The following is a 17,253-nucleotide window of genomic DNA, read 5'->3' as shown; positions in this document are numbered from 1 at the left end:
AGGGAATTATGGCTACATTTGACAATGTCGTTGTTGTGCAGTTCGAAATTTCAGGAGTGCAGTATGCTCTTGATATTCAGATTGCACGTGAAATCGTTGAGATGATACCTATAACCCCGGTTCCTATGGCACCGCAGCATATTGCAGGAATAATAAATCTCAGAGGTGAAATCACAAACATACTTAACCTGAATTACCTAATGGGGCTTCCGGCGCACACGGAATCAGAAAACAAGAAAATTATAGTACTTGTTCCGGAAGCTGCAAACGGGTCCAATGTCGGCCTTATCGTTGACGACGTCATGAGTGTCCTCCAGGTCTCTGAAGACGACATAGACAAGATGGACGAATCAATTTCAAAAGAAGCGTATGTAAAAGGTGTTATCAAATCCGGAAAAGACAGCCACGGAAACAAAGCACTTATAATCTGGATTGACATCACGAAGATACTTTCTGACATCTTGAAAGAAACTCATGAAACGTAAGAAACAAAGCGATTTGCGCTTTATTACTCCACCAGAAATAATGACATACCCGGAAATTAAATCAAAAATAAAACCACCCAAAATTTCTCAGGTATATCCCAGGGCTTTTTAAAACCCAGACCTGAGCACTTTTTTTATGTCATTTAACAAAATTATGAGCATATACACCAAATCTGTAAACTGACAGACAATGAGATAAATATTGTTTTAAATAAAAATTTTTGAAAAATATATAAATCTTTAAAAAGTCAGTTTCACAATAATCAGATGAAGATGATTTGCAACTATTTTACCGGTTATACCAAATGCAGGATAACTAAAATCTTTCAAAATAGTGTACACAATCATTGCGCGCGCATAGGCCGTTTTTTTCAAAATACGCTTTTTTTGGAAAAATTATTCAAAAATAAGATCAAAAAAAATAGATCTCTATAGATATATAAAACTATAATTATGAAATACATATATATTGCAATTTAAAAAATCCCATTTTGTATACTGTAGTTTCAGTGCGGATATACATAAATGTTTAACTGATGTGATTGATAAATGGGATTAACAGAGCTTGAAAATACGATTTCAGATTATCTCAGTGGAAATAGGGATTCACTGGCGAATACTGAAAGAATAGATGAAGAATACTCCGGCCTTGCAAAATTAATAAACAGGCTGATAGAGACAAACAGGAAAACCGAATTTTGCTGCGGGGCAATGCACTCTGCACCTGTACCGGTTGCTATTCTAAATAAAAACCTTAGAATTCTGGATGCAAATGAAAAATTTGTCAAATTAACCGGTCATCCAAAAGAAACTCTTACATCAATGAGCTTAAAAGAGCTCTATTCAGTTCTGGAGGCTGAAAAAACTGATGGGGATTCGGTAAACGAAGCAATTGAAAAGAAAACAGAAGTTTCCGGAAAATACACAATGATTTTCAGAGGTGAGGAAAAAAACATTGAAATTTCTGCAAACCCCTCTTTTGCCGACAACGGAGATCTCTGTTATATTTCAGTAGTATTCCTTGACACTACATTGATGGAGAATCAGAAAATCAGGTTTGAAAGAATAATCGATGCAATACCTTTTCCCGTTCACGTAATGAACAACGACATGAAATGGACATACATGAACAAGGCTTTTGAGCAGGAATTAGTGTCAAATAACGTAATTAAGAGCAGAGAGTGGGCATACGGTAAATCATGCAGCACTGCAAAAGCAAGCATATGCAATACTGAAGAATGTGGTATAAGAAAACTGAGGCAGTCAGGAAACAACGACAAATGCGAGAGCTACTTCAATGGCCACGGTATGGAATATAAACAGGTTACCGCATCAATTCGTGACAAAAAAGGAGACGTAATAGGATATGTTGAAACATGCCAGGACATAACCGAACAGCTAAACCAGACTGCTTTTTATGAATCAATCCTTGATGCAGTTCCTTACCCGATTCATGTCACAGACAACAATATGAAATGGACGTACATGAACAAGGCATTTGAAAAGATTCTTATCGATAATCATACGGTTCCTGGCAGAAAATCCGCATACGGAATGGACTGCTGCAATGCAAATGCAAGCATATGCAACACCGAACAGTGCGGAATACACCAGCTGAGAACAACCGGCAAAAACGAGACTTTCTTTGAATGGCTGGGAATGGAAGGCAAACAAGTCACTGCAACCGTAAAGGACGCAAAAGGAAACGGCATAGGATATGTTGAAACAGTACAGGATATCACTGACATAGTCAGGCCCAGAAGATACCTCGAAGTTGAACTGGACAGAGTTGCAACCGATCTCAAATGCATCGCAGAAGGAAGACCTCAGGATTTAAAGTTAGAAGTCGGCGAGGCAGATAAGTACACAAAAGACATCAGAAAAAAATTCCTTGAAGTCAACGAGTCAGTAGGTTCTGTCGAAAATTCCATGTCAAAACTGGCTGAGGACATAAAGTTACTTGTAAATGCAGGAGAATCAGGAAATCTTGAATATCGGGCTGACGGTTCAAAATACCAGGGTGCATATCTCGAACTGATTGAAGGCATGAACAGCCTTCTGAAATCTGTCGCAATACCCCTTAAAGAAGGAATGAAAATATGCGACAAGTACTCCAATGCAGACTTCTCAGCAAGATTTTCAGATAATCTAAAAGTGGAAGGGGATTTCCATGAATTTAAGACCGCAATTAATAATATAGGAATCTCGGTTGCAGAGCTTCTCGCAGAGAGCAGCAAAGTAACAAACATGATAGCATCCAATTCAAGAGAAATAAACAAGGGAACGGACGATGTCTCTAAAGCGGCCGAAGGTGTTGCAAATACAAGCCAGAAGACAGCTGACCTTACAAAAGAGCTTCTGAAAAACATCGAAGAGGTGAACCGCCAGATAGCCGACCTTTCGGCGTCCAACGAAGAAATTGCCGGCACATCGCAGGAGGTCTACAAGGCTACAAACCATGTCGTTGAAATTGGAAAAGAGGCCCAAAGCATGGGCAACGACGCCAGCGTCAAGATGGGCGGCGTAGAAAAGATTGCCAAAGAGAGTGTTGAGGAGATAAAAAGTCTTACCGAGCAGATAAAAGAGGTAGGAAAGATAGTCAAACTGATAAACGATATTGCAGGCCAGATTAACCTCCTTGCACTAAATGCAGCAATTGAAGCGGCACGTGCTGGTGAGCACGGAAGAGGATTCGCTGTCGTTGCAGGTGAGGTCAAAAACCTTGCGGCAGAGGCAAGGGCTGCAACGGACTCCATAGAAAATGTCGTTTCAAAGGTCCAGTCGGGAAGTGAAAAGACCGCACAGTCAATCACTTCCGCCAATGACGAGATAATGGAAGGTGTGAAAAGCGTTACAAAGGCAATCGAGGCACTGAATACAATCATCAAAAGTGCCGGACAGGTCTCAAACGATGTCGGTGAGATTACAAAGGCAATTGAGGACCAGGCCAATATCTCAAACAATATTGTAAAAGCAATGGAATCCGGTACAGAACAGACAAAGAATGTCCAGAAAGAGGCTGAAGAGCTTGCCGCTCTTGCAGAGGAGGCAAGTGCATCAATAGAAGAGATTGGAAGCGCCATGCACGAGGTGAACTCATTTGTAAACGAATTAGAAGAATCAAACTCTAAGTTCAAGTATTAGGATGGATGATTATGGCTTCATATGATAACGTTGTTGTAGTGCAGTTTGAAATATCGGGCGTTCAGTACGCACTGGATATTCAGATTGCACGTGAAATTGTTGAGATGATACCAATAACCCCCGTTCCTATGGCACCGAAGCATATTGCTGGAATAATAAATCTCAGAGGTGAAATCACAAACATACTGAACCTGAATTACCTGATGGGGCTTCCGGTGCATACAGACTCGGAGAACAAAAAAATAATCGTTCTCGTCCCGGAAGCTGCAAACGGATCTAATGTAGGCCTTATCGTTGACGACGTCATGAGTGTCCTCCAGGTCTCTGAAGACGACATAGACAAGATGGACGAATCAATTTCGAAAGAAGCGTATGTAAAAGGTGTTATCAAATCCGGAAAAGACAGCAGCGGAAACAAAGCACTTATAATCTGGATTGACATCACGAAGATACTCTTTGACATCTTAAAGGAAACACACGATGCCTGAACAATAAGGTTTTAAGTTTAATTACTCCACCAGAAATAATGACATACCCAAAAATTAAATCAAAAAAACAACCACCAAAACGATTTTCAGGCATATCCCCTGGCTTAACTAAAAAAGCCTGACCTGAAAATCACCCCCCCTTTAGGTTACCCGGCTTTATGCATAAAACACTTTTAAAAATACAGGACACCTGAATTCTGGATGGTTTAAAAAAGGATATAAAAAATTTAAAAAAGCAGTTTAGACTTTTGGTTAATTTTTTTCGTCATTAAGCTCTTTTCTTGCCCGGGTTATTTCATTCATACTTTCATCGGATACTAAAGGATAATGAAGATTCAGCGACTGAATTTTTGTGGAGATTAAATCTGCAATCACAGTTCTTGCAACCCACTTATGATCTGCGGGAATTACATACCATGGCGCCCATTTGGTACTTGTCTTTTCAAAAGCCGTTTCATACGCTGCCTGATAATCTTCCCAGTACTTACGTTCCTCAAGATCGGAAGGCGAAAATTTCCAGTATTTTTCCTTGTTATCGAGACGGCTCAGGAGACGTTTTTTCTGCTCGCCCTTTGAAATATGAAGGAAAAACTTCAGGATGACAGTCCCGTTTCTGACAAGATACTTCTCAAACGCATTTATGTCCTCATAGCGTGCATTCCAGAATTTCTCATCCTTTTTTACCGGAGGAAGGTGCATAAGGTTTTCAAGAATTTCAGGATGTACACGTACAACAACGACGTCCTCGTAGTATGACCTGTTAAAAACTCCTATGCAGCCTCTGGGAGGCAGTTTTCTGCTACATCTCCAGAGATAATCATGGTCAATCTCTTCTGCGACAGGCAATTTAAAACTGCTTACTTCAACGCCCTGCGGATTTACGCCGGACATCACATGTCTTATCGTCCCGTCTTTTCCGGAAGTGTCAATGCCCTGCAGAATTATAAGGACCGAATATACGTCATTTGCCCATAAAAGACTCTGGGCGGATGAAAGAGAGTTTTTGCTTTCTTCAAGAACTTCTTCAGCCTCTTTTTTCAGGTCACCCTTTTCAATATCCTTTAATTCTTTATACTGGTACCAGCCTGTCCCGAAATCCTTTAAAGACACTTTTTTTCCGGGAATAACTAACGTTTTACTTATAAGAGACTCAGGTATCATTTTTTCACCGTACAGACGTATTTTCAAAGACTTTCCGGCCAGATAACATTTTCAGGACAAAAGCCTTCAGACAGTAATATTTCAGTAAATTATGATAAAAATAATTTTGCCGGTGAAAACTTTTTTTGCACGGGTTTACCTTAGACTGATTCAGACTGTAAATACCTCAAAAAAACAAAGAATTCATTCAGAAAAATCATTTAGAAAAACGGTATAAAATAAAGATAATATCAGAATTAAACCCTGCCTTAATACTGGTGAAATATGCCTGCGGCAGGGTTTTGTCTTAAGATGCAGTAAAAAAAATTAGTCCCTTTTTTGTAAAAACCACGTTAAAAGATTATTTAAATGTGGTCTCACAGGACTTCCTTGTTCTTGACTTCCTTCATCAGGTGATGCATATGCTCGTCAAGATTTTTCAGATGGCTGGAAAGTTCATCAATGTCTCTTCCTACATGCTCAAGGTCATCATGTATGTGCTGTGTTTCTTCACTTATATGATCAAATATTTCTTCGGTCATGGTAGACTCCTGCTATTTTAGCTGATTCATTTAATTATGAATCTGTTTTGCGCAGCAGAAAAAAATCTGCAAAATTACAGGTATTTTTCTTCTGCTACGATAATTATGTTGAAAATTTGGTCCTTTAAAATCCTCTCCTAAGAAATTTAGGTGATTTTATCCACTTTTTACAGGTTTAAAAAATAATGAATTTCCTAAAAATACCTGTAAAAAAGGACAATATTTTTGTCAGGTTCCAGGTGCAGCCGAAATTACGTGAAAACATCTTTTCAAAATCCGCAATAAACTATATTTCGGTTAAACTCCTCCTTGTTAGATCAATGAAGGTGGTTTTACTCTTTTTAGTGGCTATGCTGGTCCTTCCTGCATCGGCAATATCATTTGAGGGGATAAATACCAGCAGTCTTGACATCCCGGAGATAAATGAGGCAAACTTCACTGAAAACCCTCTTGGAACCCTTGAATCTCTGGAGGCATATGCAGAACATCTTATTTCAGCGGCAGATGAGATTTTAAAGTTTATTGAGAGCATCTTTGATATGCTGGGGATTGCAAATGACGAAAATGTCACAAATCTCATGAATATTCTAAACGAAAGTGCAAACATATCAGTTGATAAATAAGAACTTTCCCTTGGGATATCGTACAACATTTATGCAACTATAAAAATACATTAAAATGCACTAAAAACGGATCAGGATTTATTTGTCCATCCTGAGAGTGCGGGCATTCACTGCAACAATTACTGTAATCAGACTCATCAGGACAGCACCTGAAGCCGCCAAAACGGGTGTTATATATCTAAAGGAATGATGAAATATGTCGGTTGCCGAAATACTGTTTTGGCTTATAATTATATTTCTTGTATGGCAGGTCACAATAAGGGCAGTCCCCAGAATCCACCCCTTTCCTGCCCCGGCATTCATCGGAAAATTTCTTGACTCTGACGTCCTCAGAAGAATTCAGCCGCCCGGTAAAGTGCTCACCCGAAGCAGGATAAAAAAAGGAATGACTGTTCTTGAAATCGGGTGCGGGAGCTGCTGTTATATGCCTTTTACGGTAAAAACGACAGGACAAAAGGGAAAAGTCGTCAGGCTTGACATCCAGAGGGAAATGCTTGACCAGTGAATGAAGAAAAAAGAAAGTCTGCCTGACCTTGTGCAGGGAAATGCACTTCTTCTCCCCTTTAAGGATGAAACTTTTGATGCCGTTTACATGGTTACAGTTCTGCAGAAGATCCCGGACTATCCGCTGAAGAGAACGACTATCACTATGGGCGAAGCGGCCGGGTTCTCTGTAGACACTACGGAAGGGAAATTGTGGAATTATACGGTCCGGTTCAGGAAGCCCTGAAGGAGAAAGGATTATGGGAGAAATCATAACAGACAAAAAGGAAATTGAAGATATGCTGCTGAATTCGCCGTACCTGAAGACTCGGCATGTGCAGGGACAAAGAGCCCAACGTAGTGCCTATGGCATTCGGGTATAAAAACGGAGTGATATATCTTCACAGTTTAAAAAAAGGCAGAAAAATAGAGACCCTGAGGATAAACCCAAATGTATGCTTTGAAACGGAGACAGACTATGAACTGGTTCCATCAGATAGCCCGTGTTCATACAATATGAAATACCGGAGTGTCATAGGTTTCGGGACAGCTACGATTCTTAAAGATGAAGATGAGATCAAGGAAGGGCCCGGAGTTATTGCCGGGCGTTACCACGACGGGGGATGCGATCCAAAAAGCCTTAGCACCGGAAGACTTGCCGTTATCAGGATATAAGTGACGGGAATGACCGGCAGGAAGAACATGACTGACTAATCACCTGGAGGATTTTTGTTATAGAGAATTTACTCTTCCCCCTTATACTCACCGCCGGCCTCACGAAGTTTCCGGGCAAGCCTCGACCTTTCAAGGGCTATACCAAGCTGAAGCCCGATTGAGGAGAGGTTATCAAGGCTTGTCCTGGTATAGTGCTTTTCCGTCCTGCTGCCCATGTTAAGGAGCCCTACAATACGGCCGCCTGCCTTTACAGGAAGTATCAGCAGAGTTTTCACGCCGTTTTCGCGGATTAAAGGGTCGAGAAGTGACGTATACTCAGGTGTTCCGGAAACTACATAGACAAGGTTTTGGTCCCTGAATGCACGCTCAAAAAGACCGTTGAAAGTTCCGGCTATACACATTTTCATGATATTTTCAGGCATATTGCGGTGGACTCTCGGCACCATCCCTTCGGAATCATCCTTAAGATAAATGCATCCCATTTCAAAACCAAGAGCACCCATTGCCGCTTCAATCGACTGCTCAAGAATTGCATTCTCGTCTGAGGCGGTGTTAAGAATTGTGGAAACGGCGTTCATCGCAATTAGAGTATTGACAAACTCTGTACGTTCCCGGTCAAGCCTCTGCATCCTAAGAGCACTTGCAATCTCATCCGCAACTATCTCGATGTTTTCCACTTCGGTCGCACTGAGAGAAGACTTCATAAGAAGAAGCACCGCACCGACCGCCTGCTCTTCGTCGATAACGGGAACGGCGACCGCATAGCTGAACGTTTCCGCATCCTTCTCCTCCGATACGGTCTCAAGAGATGTCATGCAGCGCCTGAGAAGAGGAAAGAATTCCTGCAACTGTTCAAAAGGAGGTGCAGTGCTGAAGGCTATATGCATGTCAGCCATAACGACATTTCCATGGACAAACGGAACAAGATTTTCCCTGACCCCTTTAAGGGTCTCCCGCAAAAGGTCTTCCTCATTTTGAGCCGCTGCGGCTGTCCTTATAATATACAGGAGAGATTCCAGGTGCCGCCGCGTCCTCCTGCCCGACAGGTCTTCGCCGATGAGTACATATGCACCGGTACCTCCATAGCTTCCCTGGCCCGGTGATACAAGAGTGAAGTTATACGAACGATATATTCCTGCCTTTTCAAGAATATCGAGTTTTATCGAAGCAGTACTGCCCGGGACCGCGGACCTGAAGAGTTCTTCAAGCTTTGCAGTCTGGGAATGGTGTACAAGGTCAGTAAAGTTAGTTACTTCCGGAAAAAGCGACTCGAAAAGTCTGTTTCCGGCGATTATAGAATAGTCTTTTGCAACACTCAGGACTATGGTCTCAGGAAGGTCCAGGGAGTCACGCAGCTTTGCCTCCCTTAGAAGAAGGTTATGAAGTTCAAATGCAGCCTGCGCAGTCTTCTGAATATTTCCCGGGATATTACCCTGTTTTTTACGCGAAATTATTTCAGTGCCGCTTTCCGCAGTCTGCTTCATCATCCACAGCTTGTTTCTTCCGATTTCATGGTAATCCGTAATTCCCTTTGCATGAAGCGTCCACAGGTATTTGAGGGTAGTCGCCCTGCTCTTTCCTGTCCCCATGGATATTTTGTCAAGCATGCACTCTTCAGGCGGGTGAGACCGCAGATATGCCACAATCAGGTATTCGGTTTCTGCGAGGTCATCTGTATCTGCCGGCGTCATTTATACTATGTAGTATAATTTTCCATTAGGCAATAAACATTTCCCGGCATATAACTGTTATTGCTCCACACAGATCCCGATAAAGATGAGATCTCATCAAAACATTAATATATTTTGTACTATACAGTATAGTTATACCAAATTGAAAAGAAGCCTGGACACCAGGACAATTGAACGACCGGAGGAAAAAACAATGTCATATGAAAAGACAGGAAAAGAACTGAAAGAGATACTGGGGCTTAAAGGAAGTCCTGTTGCAGTAAAGATTGCAGAGACAGAAGCAGACATACCGTCAGGCTACCAGAAGATTCAGGAAAGGAGCAGACACTGCCAGTTCGTACAGGACTCAAGACTTAAGGGCATGAAAGGCTATGCGACAAGAAGCGAGCACCTCTGCAAAGGCGGGGCAGGGGTAATGGGAATAGAAAAGCTTCCAGAATCAGTTGCAAACGGCAAAATGTATCATACCCTGGGCAACTTCAAAACCGCCGAAGGAGCACTCGAGACTGTGTCGGCAATCCCTAAATGCACAACAAAGTCCTACGCATCCATATACTCTCCGCTTGAATCGGCAGAGTTTGAGCCCGACGTCGTAGTAATAGTTGCAACACCAAGACAGGCTCTCAGGCTAAGCCAGGCCTACCTGTATGCCACAGGCGGCAGAGTATCGAGTGATTATTCCGGGATCCAGTCGGTTTGTGCTGATGCGGTCGTGGCCGTAAAGCAGCGCGGCGTTTTAAATATGACTCTCGGGTGCAACGGGTCACGCAAAAACTCGGGTATCGCGGAAGACGAGGTAATCCTCGGCATACCACCAAAAGAACTGCCGGGAATAGTTGAAGCACTAAAACTCTTCGCAGAAAAGTGGGGGTAAATCATGGTTAAGACAATCCCTGCACGGGGGATAAAATCACCGAACTCCTGCATACTTGCAGAAAACGTCATCAGGCATTCCGCAGGGCCAGATGAAGAAGTCATATTCCTCGTCAGTCCCGGTGCCGAGGAGGGTATGGACAAGGTTGCAGCAAAGTTCGGATATACCCTTGAGACAGGAAAAAACGGCGACGACATCGAAGTGAGGATGAGTCCGCGTGAAATCGTGATGCAGGAGGTAGATGTAACAGGCGACACCTGCCCCGGCCCCGCCATTACCGTAGGAAACATCCTTGACTCACTCCAGACAGGAGAACGGCTTAAGGTGAAGTGTTCAAGCAAATCCACACTGGAAGACATCGCCCGTGCAGTAACGGCCAAAGGCTCACGTGTCATAGAGAAGGGAGAGAAGGGAGAACAAAGCTACCTCATCGCCGAAAAGGCCGAAGTTTCGGCATCGGAAGATAAGACTGTTCTTTCAGGAAGCCGCAAATCCGTCGTAATCGTCCAGAGCAACGGAATAAGCAACGCCGAAAGGGCTTATGCAACCTTCCTCTTCTCGAAGGTGGCGCTTTCTATGGGAAAGACGGTTACAATCTTTCTGCTCATGGACGGGGCCAGCATGGCAAGACAGGGAGCTGCGGCAGGTGTAAAGCACCCCGCATTTGACAGGCTCGACAGTCTTATGGACGAGGTCATCAAAGCGGGTGCAAAAATCTACGTCTGTGAGCTTTCTGCACAGTTCCGGGGTATAAACGAGACCAATCTCGTTTCCGGCATGACAATAGCCGGTGCAGCAACTTATATCGACCTTATAAGTAACCCCGCCAACGCGGTGGTAAATTTCTGAGGTGAAAAAAATGGAATACACATACCTTGTTATTGCCCTTGCAGTACTTCTGAGCGGCATCACCACCGGGTTCATCACATTCCGGATGACCGGGATGCGTCTTGCAGTGCACTTCGGGGTGCTGATATTAGCCTTTGCTGCAACCATCGCAGCAGTTGCGACGGCAATCCCGGCAGTAGTCATTGCCGCCGCAGTCCTCCAGGTTCTGACAACAATTACTGCATACACACAAATCTGGCCGACTCTGAAGTACTCAATACAGACTGCCCCTGCCTATGCACCGCACCTTGCCCTTGTTACGATGCTCCCGGTCCTCGCCATAGCCGCAGTTGCACTGTAAGAATATTATCTTTTTTTTACAGCAGCCTCCTTATTTTTTTAAATTTTGTCTCCTTTGTCACTACCTGTATGCCGCCATGTCCATGGCTGTTGCCCAAAACGGCAAAGCTATACCCTGCCAGGCTGGCGTGACCAGACAGGCATTTAGAATATTATTGAAATAAAAGCTTCATAATACAGGAAAAGAAAAGCCAAAAATCAGATAAGCCAGAATTTTTGAAAAAACCCTTCTCTCCGGGCTTTATAGTACATTGCTGCAGCGATGATTTCCGGGACCATAAAATACAGGCAATTTTGGCATTTTTTAATGAACTAATGAGGCAGTTGCTCCGCTATTATCCCTTTTTAACAGGAATCTTATTCCGAATAATATTAAGGCAACACCTACCGCCACGTTCAGGAGTCTCACTATAATCAGAGGCAGAAAGCTTCCCGGTACATACCCAAGTGCTGCGGTGACTGTCAGGAAAATCATCGTAGACATGACACAGCCGGCGGCAAAAAAAAGACCTGTTTTTTATTCCATTTGTTCACCAGTATCTGCGCAGAGACCACACCGCTCCAAAAAACAATGGTCAGGGGATTTGACGCCGTCAGAAGTAACCCCTGTACAAACAGATTTCTTCCAGGTACGTCGGAGAACAATGCAATGCGGGGCAGAAAAGATATATCAAAAGCACCTGCTATTGTGTTCACACCTAACATGACCAGAACCAGACAGCCCGCAATTATTACAGCCGCCTGTACTCTTTTCCTGCTGATAATAACGGCGATGCCGGCATACGATAAGGCAATATACAAAGCATCAATGAGGGCCAAAAACAAGATACAGTCCGTTAAAAAATCCGTATGTAGCGGAAGTGTTGAACACCATTAAACATTGGACCTATGGCAAGCTGCAACAACATCCCGAATTTGAGGCCCTTTAAGATCATTGCATTACCTTTACAAAAATTAATTTCTTTCTCCGGTTTTATGAATCAGGGGGTAAAGTGACCCAAATACCCTGAAATCAGGGTATTGAAGTGCAAACCAGATATAATGGGTCCAATATCAAAATATTATAATTATGAGTACATCATGAATCCGATGGACTGAATTAAAAGTCAGAGTATATAAGGTTCGATCAGAGGGAGGGAATCAGAATATATTTATTGATCCATGAATAAACGAATTATAGAAAATCTCAAACGCATTTTACAGAGTATTTATGAATATTCCAGACAGTTATACAAATGGAGAATATTTTCGGATAAACCCCACGTGGGATGTAGAAGATTCTCCATGGAAAGCCAGACAGATTCATAAAATCATCCGGAGAAACAACCTCCATCCCAAATCCATCTGCGAAGTAGGATGCGGCGCGGGTGAAATCCTAAAACAGCTTCAGATAATACTTAATGATAACTGCGAATTTTCAGGATATGAAATTTCCCCCCAGGCATATAATCTCTGCCTGAATAAAACCAACAGCCATTTAAATTTTATACTAAAAGACTTCATGCTGGAAGAAGACGTTCATTATGACGTCCTTTTGTTAATTGATTTGATCGAACATCTTGAGGATTACTTCACTTATTTGAGAAATATAAAAAATAAAAGTGACTATAAGATATTCCATATTCCTCTGGAATTTTTTGCATTGGCAGCTATATTCCATAGATTTAGTCTAAATCAGCGAAATAAAGTTGGTCATCTTCATTCTTTCTCAAAGGACATTATTATTCAGACCTTAAAAGATATGGATTATGAAATAATTGACTATTTTTATACACCAGGATATTCTCTGGGCCATAATTATGGAATAAAGGACAAACTTGTCAAATTACCAAGGAAATACCTTTTTCCATTAAATAATGATCTGACGGTAAGAATATTCGGCGGATATTCCCTTATGGTCTTGGCAAGATAAATCACAGTGAAGCTCTCCAAAATATACTTAAAAATTTTCGCAAATTTATACTCACAGCACGATGCGGCAAAATGAGATCTGACAGCCATATCTCAGAGCATTCAATTGAATTGCCCTATCGGGCTTATAATCAGGATTTTCATATTACCCCTATCTGTGAATGGATCTTAAATTAATTTTTACACAGACACTGAGAACTTGAAAAATAAGCTCACCGCCTTTTACTGATGAAGCGCTTTCGGACTTTTTAAAATGAAATTGTCCATGTCATAAGAAATATGACACTTTATCCATACCTTATTGAGATCAGCTCCACAGATGAACATCCCCGGAGTTTATGGTCTCATCCTCCAAGGCGCCGGCAAACTGTTGCAGCAGAGTATGCCTTTCTCCGGCCATCTCTTTCGCGGTGTCTGTGTACATCAGTTCTCTGAGTTTTAGCAGTTTTTCATGGATATGAGCAGTGGCACCTTCAATACCGTCCCCACGTTCTCCTGCCTGCATAAAAGTCCGTGCAATCCCGACTGCCCCTATGGCATCGAGTTTGTCAGCGTCAGAAAGAATCTTCGCCTCAGGAGTTTCAGGTTTAGTGCCTGTGCTGTAGCGGTGAGAGCGTATTGCATGAACAATTGCATGGATACGGTTTTCATCGCAGCCATTTGATCTGAGATATTCCTCTGCAATTCGTGCTCCTTCCTCTTCGTGCGGAATACCTGTTTCCTTTTCCAGCGGACGGGCAACATCGTGAAAGAGAGCGGCAGGAATAAGAATCTGCATATCTGCTCCTTCGGCTTTTCCTATTTCTACGCAGAGTCGGGTGACACGAAGTGTGTGATCAAGACCATGTGATCCTGACTTTCTGAAGAAAGTTTCAACAAAAAACAGTATCTTCTCAATCCCAGTGTTTTCCATGTTAAGAGAGGTTGGCGCTTGGCAGAAATAAGGGGTTTGCCATATGCAGACTATTATATACTGCCCAATTGCGGGGGCAAATGCACTCACAAGGGAATGATAGTTATTATTCTACAATAAGCTCCTCTGCCAAACGATCTCTCAAAACCACACCTCTTCAAAATTTTAAATTAGAAAAATGTATACGAAACATATGGAAAAGACCATACTATTCGCACATTCTGTATTTCATCTTTAGCCGGATTATTCTGTCATACGACTCGTTTATCCTCTCCTCCGTGATTTCACCTTCCTGTATAAGCTCCTTTATCAGTCCTGTCGCATTCTCTGCAATCCTTTCATCATAGACGATATTGTTTGCAAAGAGAATTATATCGCAGCCGGCATTTATTGAAAGATTTAAGGCTTCCTTCATTCCGTAATTATTGGCAATTGCGCCCATATCCATCGCATCGGTAATTACGACGCCGTCATAACCCAGCCTGTTTCTGAGAATACCTGTTATGGTTTTTTCCGAGAGGGTTGCAGGATAATCGGGATCGATATTTTGGTTATAGATATGTGCAGTCATCACCATATCCGGAATACCCTCATCTACCAGGATTTGATATGGTATAAGCTCCTCCTCGCTCCATGAATCCGTCACATCGGTAAAACCCGCATGGGAATCCGCCATCGCACTCCCGTGACCGGGGAAATGCTTTATCGCTGTAATTATACCTGCTTTTTGGTGTTCATCAATAATCCATCCGGCATTGCGGGATACAACATCCGGGTCTTTTGAAAAACTTCTGTTAAGCTTTCCTATTGCCGGAGAATCCGGATTAACCATCAGGTCAACAACAGGAGCAAAATTCATATTGAACCCGGCATCTTTTACGGTATTTGCAAGAATGCTTCCGGCATCACGCGTTATAGTCTCATTGTCCATGCTGCCAAGATACCCGGCGGAGGAAACTGCCGGAAATCCATAACTTTCCCTGAGACGGCAGATTTTACCGCCTTCCTGGTCAACTGAAATAAAGAGAGGGATTTCTCCTGCATAGCCCCGGAGCTGGCTGTTTAGCAAAAGAACCTGTTCAGGTGATTTGATATTTCTCTCACTGCTGTTTAAGGCCACATCGCGATCGAATAGGATTACTCCGCCAATTCTTCCATCTCTTATATCATCGGCAATCTGTGAGTCATTATCTGCGGTAAATCCCCGGAAGCCTACCATAATCATCTGGCCTATTTTTTCATCCAGTGTCGCATCCGGAATCATACACTCGTTTTTGGAGTCATAAGCCACCAGATCATCAGGTGTCTTAGTCTGTTCGTTATACTTTGGATCCCCGGTACAGCCGGCTATAAAAATAACTGCAATCAGGCAAAATAAAACAGATATAGAAAAAAGCTCCCTATTCATTTTGTCACCAATGTTTGATATTGGTTGTATAACAGGAAATGAGATAAAGTTTACAATTTTAATTTTGTGATATCAGATGTTACAGGGACATAACTCAAAAGATAACTATAACCCAATTCCAAAGTGCGAGGGGAGGGAGTCGAACCCGCGAACACCTGCGTGAGTGGATCTTGAGTCCACCGCCGTTGACCACTTGGCTACCCTCGCCTGTAAAAAAATCAGGACTTATACATGTATGCATCTTTAAAGATTAAAGACCGCGAGTACTGCATCAGCAGACAAAAACTTTCGCTGCCGGTGCACAATACACCTATATCATTTGTCCTTTCACCAATTTAAAGGATTCATAAAAACAACATTACAAAACAAAATCCGTCTCAGCCGCCATAAAATAACTGTCCTGAAAAAAATCAGGATTTTTTGCCTTTTTTTGGGATCTGACCATTTCTGTCTTTCTTTTTTTTGAGTCTTTAGTTTATTCGTGTTTACCTGTAAGAAACAACAACACTGTAATAACCGCACCTGTAAGGTGAAATCACCTCACTAAATCCCACATCCTTTAACTCACTGACAAACGAAAGGACGGTATTATCCCGGCAGTAACCGTCGAGAGGGTTGAGCATCCCGCAGGTCTCCTCATCTGAAAACCCGTTTTTAAGCATCACTTCAGCCCATTTTTCCTTATAAACCTTTTTTTCAAAATCACTTTCAGGAGAAAACATATCACCACAGACAAACCTTCCGCCTTTCTTCAGCATACCATAAATATCGGCGAGAAATGACTTTCTCTCATCGTCACTTAACGCAAAGACAGCCTGCGTTAAAATAACCACGTCAAATTCCCCTGACCTGTAATCCTTCATATCGCAGTGAATGAAATTCACATCTGAAAGCGAAGGTTTCCCTGCGGCAAAATCAAGCATGTCTTTGTCAATATCAACGCACGTAATATCAGAACCGGGACATTTTTTTACAATCATTTCAGTTAAAAATCCTGTTCCCGAAGCAAGTTCAAGGATTTTAGTATCATACGGCCTGATATACCCGGCGACAGTCCCGAAAAACGCCTCAAAGTTCGGAACACATCTTCTCTGGACATCGTCATATTCATTCGGAATAACCATAACCGGACTTTATTAAACGCAAGCCTGATATAAATTGCCCCTGCCTAATGCTGCCCACCGTTTTGACGACGTTTCAAAAGACTCCGGGGTGGATTAAACACCGGTCAATTTCACATATAAAAACCGTATGCACTTAAAAAGAGAGTATACACCATCAAAAATAATCCTACAGACAAAAGTGTAGAATATGGACAACAAAGAGTTCTGGACAGCAGTCGATAAACTCGTTTCTGAATCAAAAATAGTTATCGACCGCCCAAAGGGAAGTAATCATCCAAAATACCCGGATTTTATATACCCTGTCGATTACGGTTACCTTGATAAAACAACCTCACACGATGGTGAAGGAATTGATGTCTGGTGCGGTTCCGGGAAAACAGGTGCTAATGCAATAATATGCACTGTTGATTTATACAAAAGGGATAGTGAAATTAAAATTCTCCTCGGTTGTAACGAAGAGGAAATAAAACTGATATATGATAAAACGAATGATAGCGATTTGATGAAGGGAATTCTAATCAGGAGGTAGTTAACAGCTTTCACCGGGGCATTTGAAAAAACAAG

General features: G+C 42.3%; 19 protein-coding genes and 1 tRNA gene. 12 read left to right on the top strand and 8 right to left on the bottom strand.

The window, feature by feature from the left end; genetic code table 11:
- The first annotated feature begins 8 nt into the window (after positions 1 to 8).
- The 3 genes from J2128_RS08230 (at position 9) to J2128_RS08220 (ending at position 4,117) form a co-directional block, all read left to right on the top strand.
- Positions 9 to 485, top strand: coding sequence for a chemotaxis protein CheW (locus J2128_RS08230; RefSeq protein WP_209690647.1), 477 nt, complete (start codon positions 9 to 11; stop codon positions 483 to 485).
- A gap of 549 nt (positions 486 to 1,034) precedes the next feature.
- Positions 1,035 to 3,629, top strand: a complete 2,595-nt coding sequence (locus tag J2128_RS08225) for a methyl-accepting chemotaxis protein (protein ID WP_209690646.1) — start codon at positions 1,035 to 1,037, stop codon at positions 3,627 to 3,629.
- Between the two features lie 11 nt (positions 3,630 to 3,640).
- Entirely contained in the window at positions 3,641 to 4,117 is a 477-nt protein-coding gene (locus tag J2128_RS08220) for a chemotaxis protein CheW (RefSeq protein WP_209690645.1), read from the top strand.
- 252 nt (positions 4,118 to 4,369) lie between these two features.
- Here J2128_RS08220 and J2128_RS08215 read toward each other — a convergent pair whose 3' ends face one another.
- Both J2128_RS08215 and J2128_RS08210 read right to left on the bottom strand, forming a co-directional pair.
- A complete protein-coding gene (locus J2128_RS08215; protein ID WP_245323482.1) occupies positions 4,370 to 5,305 on the bottom strand; it encodes a polyphosphate kinase 2 family protein in 936 nt (311 codons plus the stop codon).
- Between the two features lie 329 nt (positions 5,306 to 5,634).
- A complete protein-coding gene (locus J2128_RS08210) occupies positions 5,635 to 5,799 on the bottom strand; it encodes a hypothetical protein (RefSeq protein WP_209690644.1) in 165 nt (54 codons plus the stop codon).
- A 185-nt stretch (positions 5,800 to 5,984) separates the two neighbouring features.
- On the opposite strand from J2128_RS08210, the gene J2128_RS08205 reads away from it, so the two are divergent.
- The 4 genes from J2128_RS08205 to J2128_RS08190 all read left to right on the top strand — a co-directional run bounded on the left by J2128_RS08205 (position 5,985) and on the right by J2128_RS08190 (position 7,580).
- Positions 5,985 to 6,422, top strand: coding sequence for a hypothetical protein (locus tag J2128_RS08205; protein WP_209690643.1), 438 nt, complete (start codon positions 5,985 to 5,987; stop codon positions 6,420 to 6,422).
- Positions 6,423 to 6,618: 196 nt separating this feature from the next.
- A complete protein-coding gene (locus tag J2128_RS08200; RefSeq protein WP_209690642.1) occupies positions 6,619 to 6,927 on the top strand; it encodes a hypothetical protein in 309 nt (102 codons plus the stop codon).
- Positions 6,928 to 7,152, top strand: a complete 225-nt coding sequence (locus J2128_RS08195) for a methyltransferase domain-containing protein (protein ID WP_209690641.1) — start codon at positions 6,928 to 6,930, stop codon at positions 7,150 to 7,152.
- Between the two features lie 86 nt (positions 7,153 to 7,238).
- On the top strand, positions 7,239 to 7,580 hold the full coding sequence (locus J2128_RS08190) for a pyridoxamine 5'-phosphate oxidase family protein (protein ID WP_209690640.1): 342 nt from the start codon (positions 7,239 to 7,241) through the stop codon (positions 7,578 to 7,580).
- A gap of 68 nt (positions 7,581 to 7,648) precedes the next feature.
- On the opposite strand, the gene J2128_RS08185 is transcribed toward J2128_RS08190, so the two are convergent.
- Positions 7,649 to 9,271, bottom strand: a complete 1,623-nt coding sequence (locus tag J2128_RS08185; protein ID WP_209690639.1) for a GAF domain-containing protein — start codon at positions 9,269 to 9,271, stop codon at positions 7,649 to 7,651.
- A gap of 193 nt (positions 9,272 to 9,464) precedes the next feature.
- On the opposite strand from J2128_RS08185, the gene J2128_RS08180 reads away from it, so the two are divergent.
- The 3 genes from J2128_RS08180 to J2128_RS08170 are packed head-to-tail and all read left to right on the top strand — an operon-like array spanning position 9,465 to position 11,334.
- Positions 9,465 to 10,145: a DUF169 domain-containing protein gene (locus J2128_RS08180; protein WP_209690638.1), complete on the top strand. Its 681-nt coding sequence runs from the start codon at positions 9,465 to 9,467 to the stop codon at positions 10,143 to 10,145.
- Positions 10,146 to 10,148: 3 nt separating this feature from the next.
- Entirely contained in the window at positions 10,149 to 10,994 is an 846-nt protein-coding gene (locus tag J2128_RS08175) for a DsrE family protein (RefSeq protein WP_209690637.1), read from the top strand.
- Between the two features lie 10 nt (positions 10,995 to 11,004).
- Positions 11,005 to 11,334 carry a DUF5400 family protein gene (locus J2128_RS08170; RefSeq protein WP_209690636.1) on the top strand — a complete coding sequence of 110 codons (330 nt, stop codon included), beginning with the start codon at positions 11,005 to 11,007 and terminating at the stop codon, positions 11,332 to 11,334.
- A gap of 470 nt (positions 11,335 to 11,804) precedes the next feature.
- Here J2128_RS08170 and J2128_RS13020 read toward each other — a convergent pair whose 3' ends face one another.
- Positions 11,805 to 12,134 (bottom strand): LysE family transporter, encoded by a 330-nt coding sequence (locus tag J2128_RS13020; RefSeq protein WP_394357557.1) that lies wholly within the window; start codon positions 12,132 to 12,134, stop codon positions 11,805 to 11,807.
- Between the two features lie 409 nt (positions 12,135 to 12,543).
- Between J2128_RS13020 and J2128_RS08160 the strand changes: the two genes are divergently transcribed.
- Positions 12,544 to 13,245 (top strand): bifunctional 2-polyprenyl-6-hydroxyphenol methylase/3-demethylubiquinol 3-O-methyltransferase UbiG, encoded by a 702-nt coding sequence (locus J2128_RS08160; RefSeq protein ID WP_209690634.1) that lies wholly within the window; start codon positions 12,544 to 12,546, stop codon positions 13,243 to 13,245.
- 306 nt (positions 13,246 to 13,551) lie between these two features.
- Here the strand turns inward: J2128_RS08160 and J2128_RS08155 are convergent, their stop codons facing one another.
- The 4 genes from J2128_RS08155 to J2128_RS08140 all read right to left on the bottom strand — a co-directional run bounded on the left by J2128_RS08155 (position 13,552) and on the right by J2128_RS08140 (position 16,689).
- Entirely contained in the window at positions 13,552 to 14,157 is a 606-nt protein-coding gene (locus J2128_RS08155) for an HD domain-containing protein (RefSeq protein WP_209690633.1), read from the bottom strand.
- Between the two features lie 208 nt (positions 14,158 to 14,365).
- Positions 14,366 to 15,565, bottom strand: coding sequence for a glycoside hydrolase family 3 protein (locus tag J2128_RS08150; protein WP_209690632.1), 1,200 nt, complete (start codon positions 15,563 to 15,565; stop codon positions 14,366 to 14,368).
- A gap of 124 nt (positions 15,566 to 15,689) precedes the next feature.
- Positions 15,690 to 15,772: transfer RNA gene (locus J2128_RS08145), tRNA-Leu, on the bottom strand.
- A gap of 278 nt (positions 15,773 to 16,050) precedes the next feature.
- Positions 16,051 to 16,689 (bottom strand): class I SAM-dependent methyltransferase, encoded by a 639-nt coding sequence (locus tag J2128_RS08140; protein WP_209690631.1) that lies wholly within the window; start codon positions 16,687 to 16,689, stop codon positions 16,051 to 16,053.
- A 187-nt stretch (positions 16,690 to 16,876) separates the two neighbouring features.
- On the opposite strand from J2128_RS08140, the gene J2128_RS08135 reads away from it, so the two are divergent.
- Positions 16,877 to 17,218, top strand: coding sequence for a hypothetical protein (locus tag J2128_RS08135; RefSeq protein WP_209690630.1), 342 nt, complete (start codon positions 16,877 to 16,879; stop codon positions 17,216 to 17,218).
- The last annotated feature ends 35 nt before the right edge of the window (positions 17,219 to 17,253 follow it).

It is taken from the genome of Methanomicrobium sp. W14 (assembly GCF_017875315.1).
In the GTDB taxonomy this organism is placed as follows: Archaea; Halobacteriota; Methanomicrobia; order Methanomicrobiales; family Methanomicrobiaceae; genus Methanomicrobium.
The sequence above is the reverse complement of the archived record's forward strand: the minus strand, read 5'-3'. Positions and strand labels throughout refer to the sequence as shown.

Bases quoted from the DNA above. Each gene is read 5' to 3' on its own strand.
- J2128_RS08230 (WP_209690647.1), top strand. From the start codon at position 9: ATGGCTACATTTGACAATGTCGTTGTTGTGCAGTTCGAAATTTCAGGA.
- J2128_RS08225 (WP_209690646.1), top strand. From the start codon at position 1,035: ATGGGATTAACAGAGCTTGAAAATACGATTTCAGATTATCTCAGTGGA.
- J2128_RS08220 (WP_209690645.1), top strand. From the start codon at position 3,641: ATGGCTTCATATGATAACGTTGTTGTAGTGCAGTTTGAAATATCGGGC.
- J2128_RS08210 (WP_209690644.1), bottom strand. From the start codon at position 5,799: ATGACCGAAGAAATATTTGATCATATAAGTGAAGAAACACAGCACATA.
- J2128_RS08205 (WP_209690643.1), top strand. From the start codon at position 5,985: ATGAATTTCCTAAAAATACCTGTAAAAAAGGACAATATTTTTGTCAGG.
- J2128_RS08200 (WP_209690642.1), top strand. From the start codon at position 6,619: ATGTCGGTTGCCGAAATACTGTTTTGGCTTATAATTATATTTCTTGTA.
- J2128_RS08195 (WP_209690641.1), top strand. From the start codon at position 6,928: ATGAAGAAAAAAGAAAGTCTGCCTGACCTTGTGCAGGGAAATGCACTT.
- J2128_RS08190 (WP_209690640.1), top strand. From the start codon at position 7,239: ATGTGCAGGGACAAAGAGCCCAACGTAGTGCCTATGGCATTCGGGTAT.
- J2128_RS08185 (WP_209690639.1), bottom strand. From the start codon at position 9,271: ATGACGCCGGCAGATACAGATGACCTCGCAGAAACCGAATACCTGATT.
- J2128_RS08180 (WP_209690638.1), top strand. From the start codon at position 9,465: ATGTCATATGAAAAGACAGGAAAAGAACTGAAAGAGATACTGGGGCTT.
- J2128_RS08175 (WP_209690637.1), top strand. From the start codon at position 10,149: ATGGTTAAGACAATCCCTGCACGGGGGATAAAATCACCGAACTCCTGC.
- J2128_RS08170 (WP_209690636.1), top strand. From the start codon at position 11,005: ATGGAATACACATACCTTGTTATTGCCCTTGCAGTACTTCTGAGCGGC.
- J2128_RS08160 (WP_209690634.1), top strand. From the start codon at position 12,544: ATGAATATTCCAGACAGTTATACAAATGGAGAATATTTTCGGATAAAC.
- J2128_RS08155 (WP_209690633.1), bottom strand. From the start codon at position 14,157: ATGGAAAACACTGGGATTGAGAAGATACTGTTTTTTGTTGAAACTTTC.
- J2128_RS08150 (WP_209690632.1), bottom strand. From the start codon at position 15,565: ATGAATAGGGAGCTTTTTTCTATATCTGTTTTATTTTGCCTGATTGCA.
- J2128_RS08140 (WP_209690631.1), bottom strand. From the start codon at position 16,689: ATGGTTATTCCGAATGAATATGACGATGTCCAGAGAAGATGTGTTCCG.
- J2128_RS08135 (WP_209690630.1), top strand. From the start codon at position 16,877: ATGGACAACAAAGAGTTCTGGACAGCAGTCGATAAACTCGTTTCTGAA.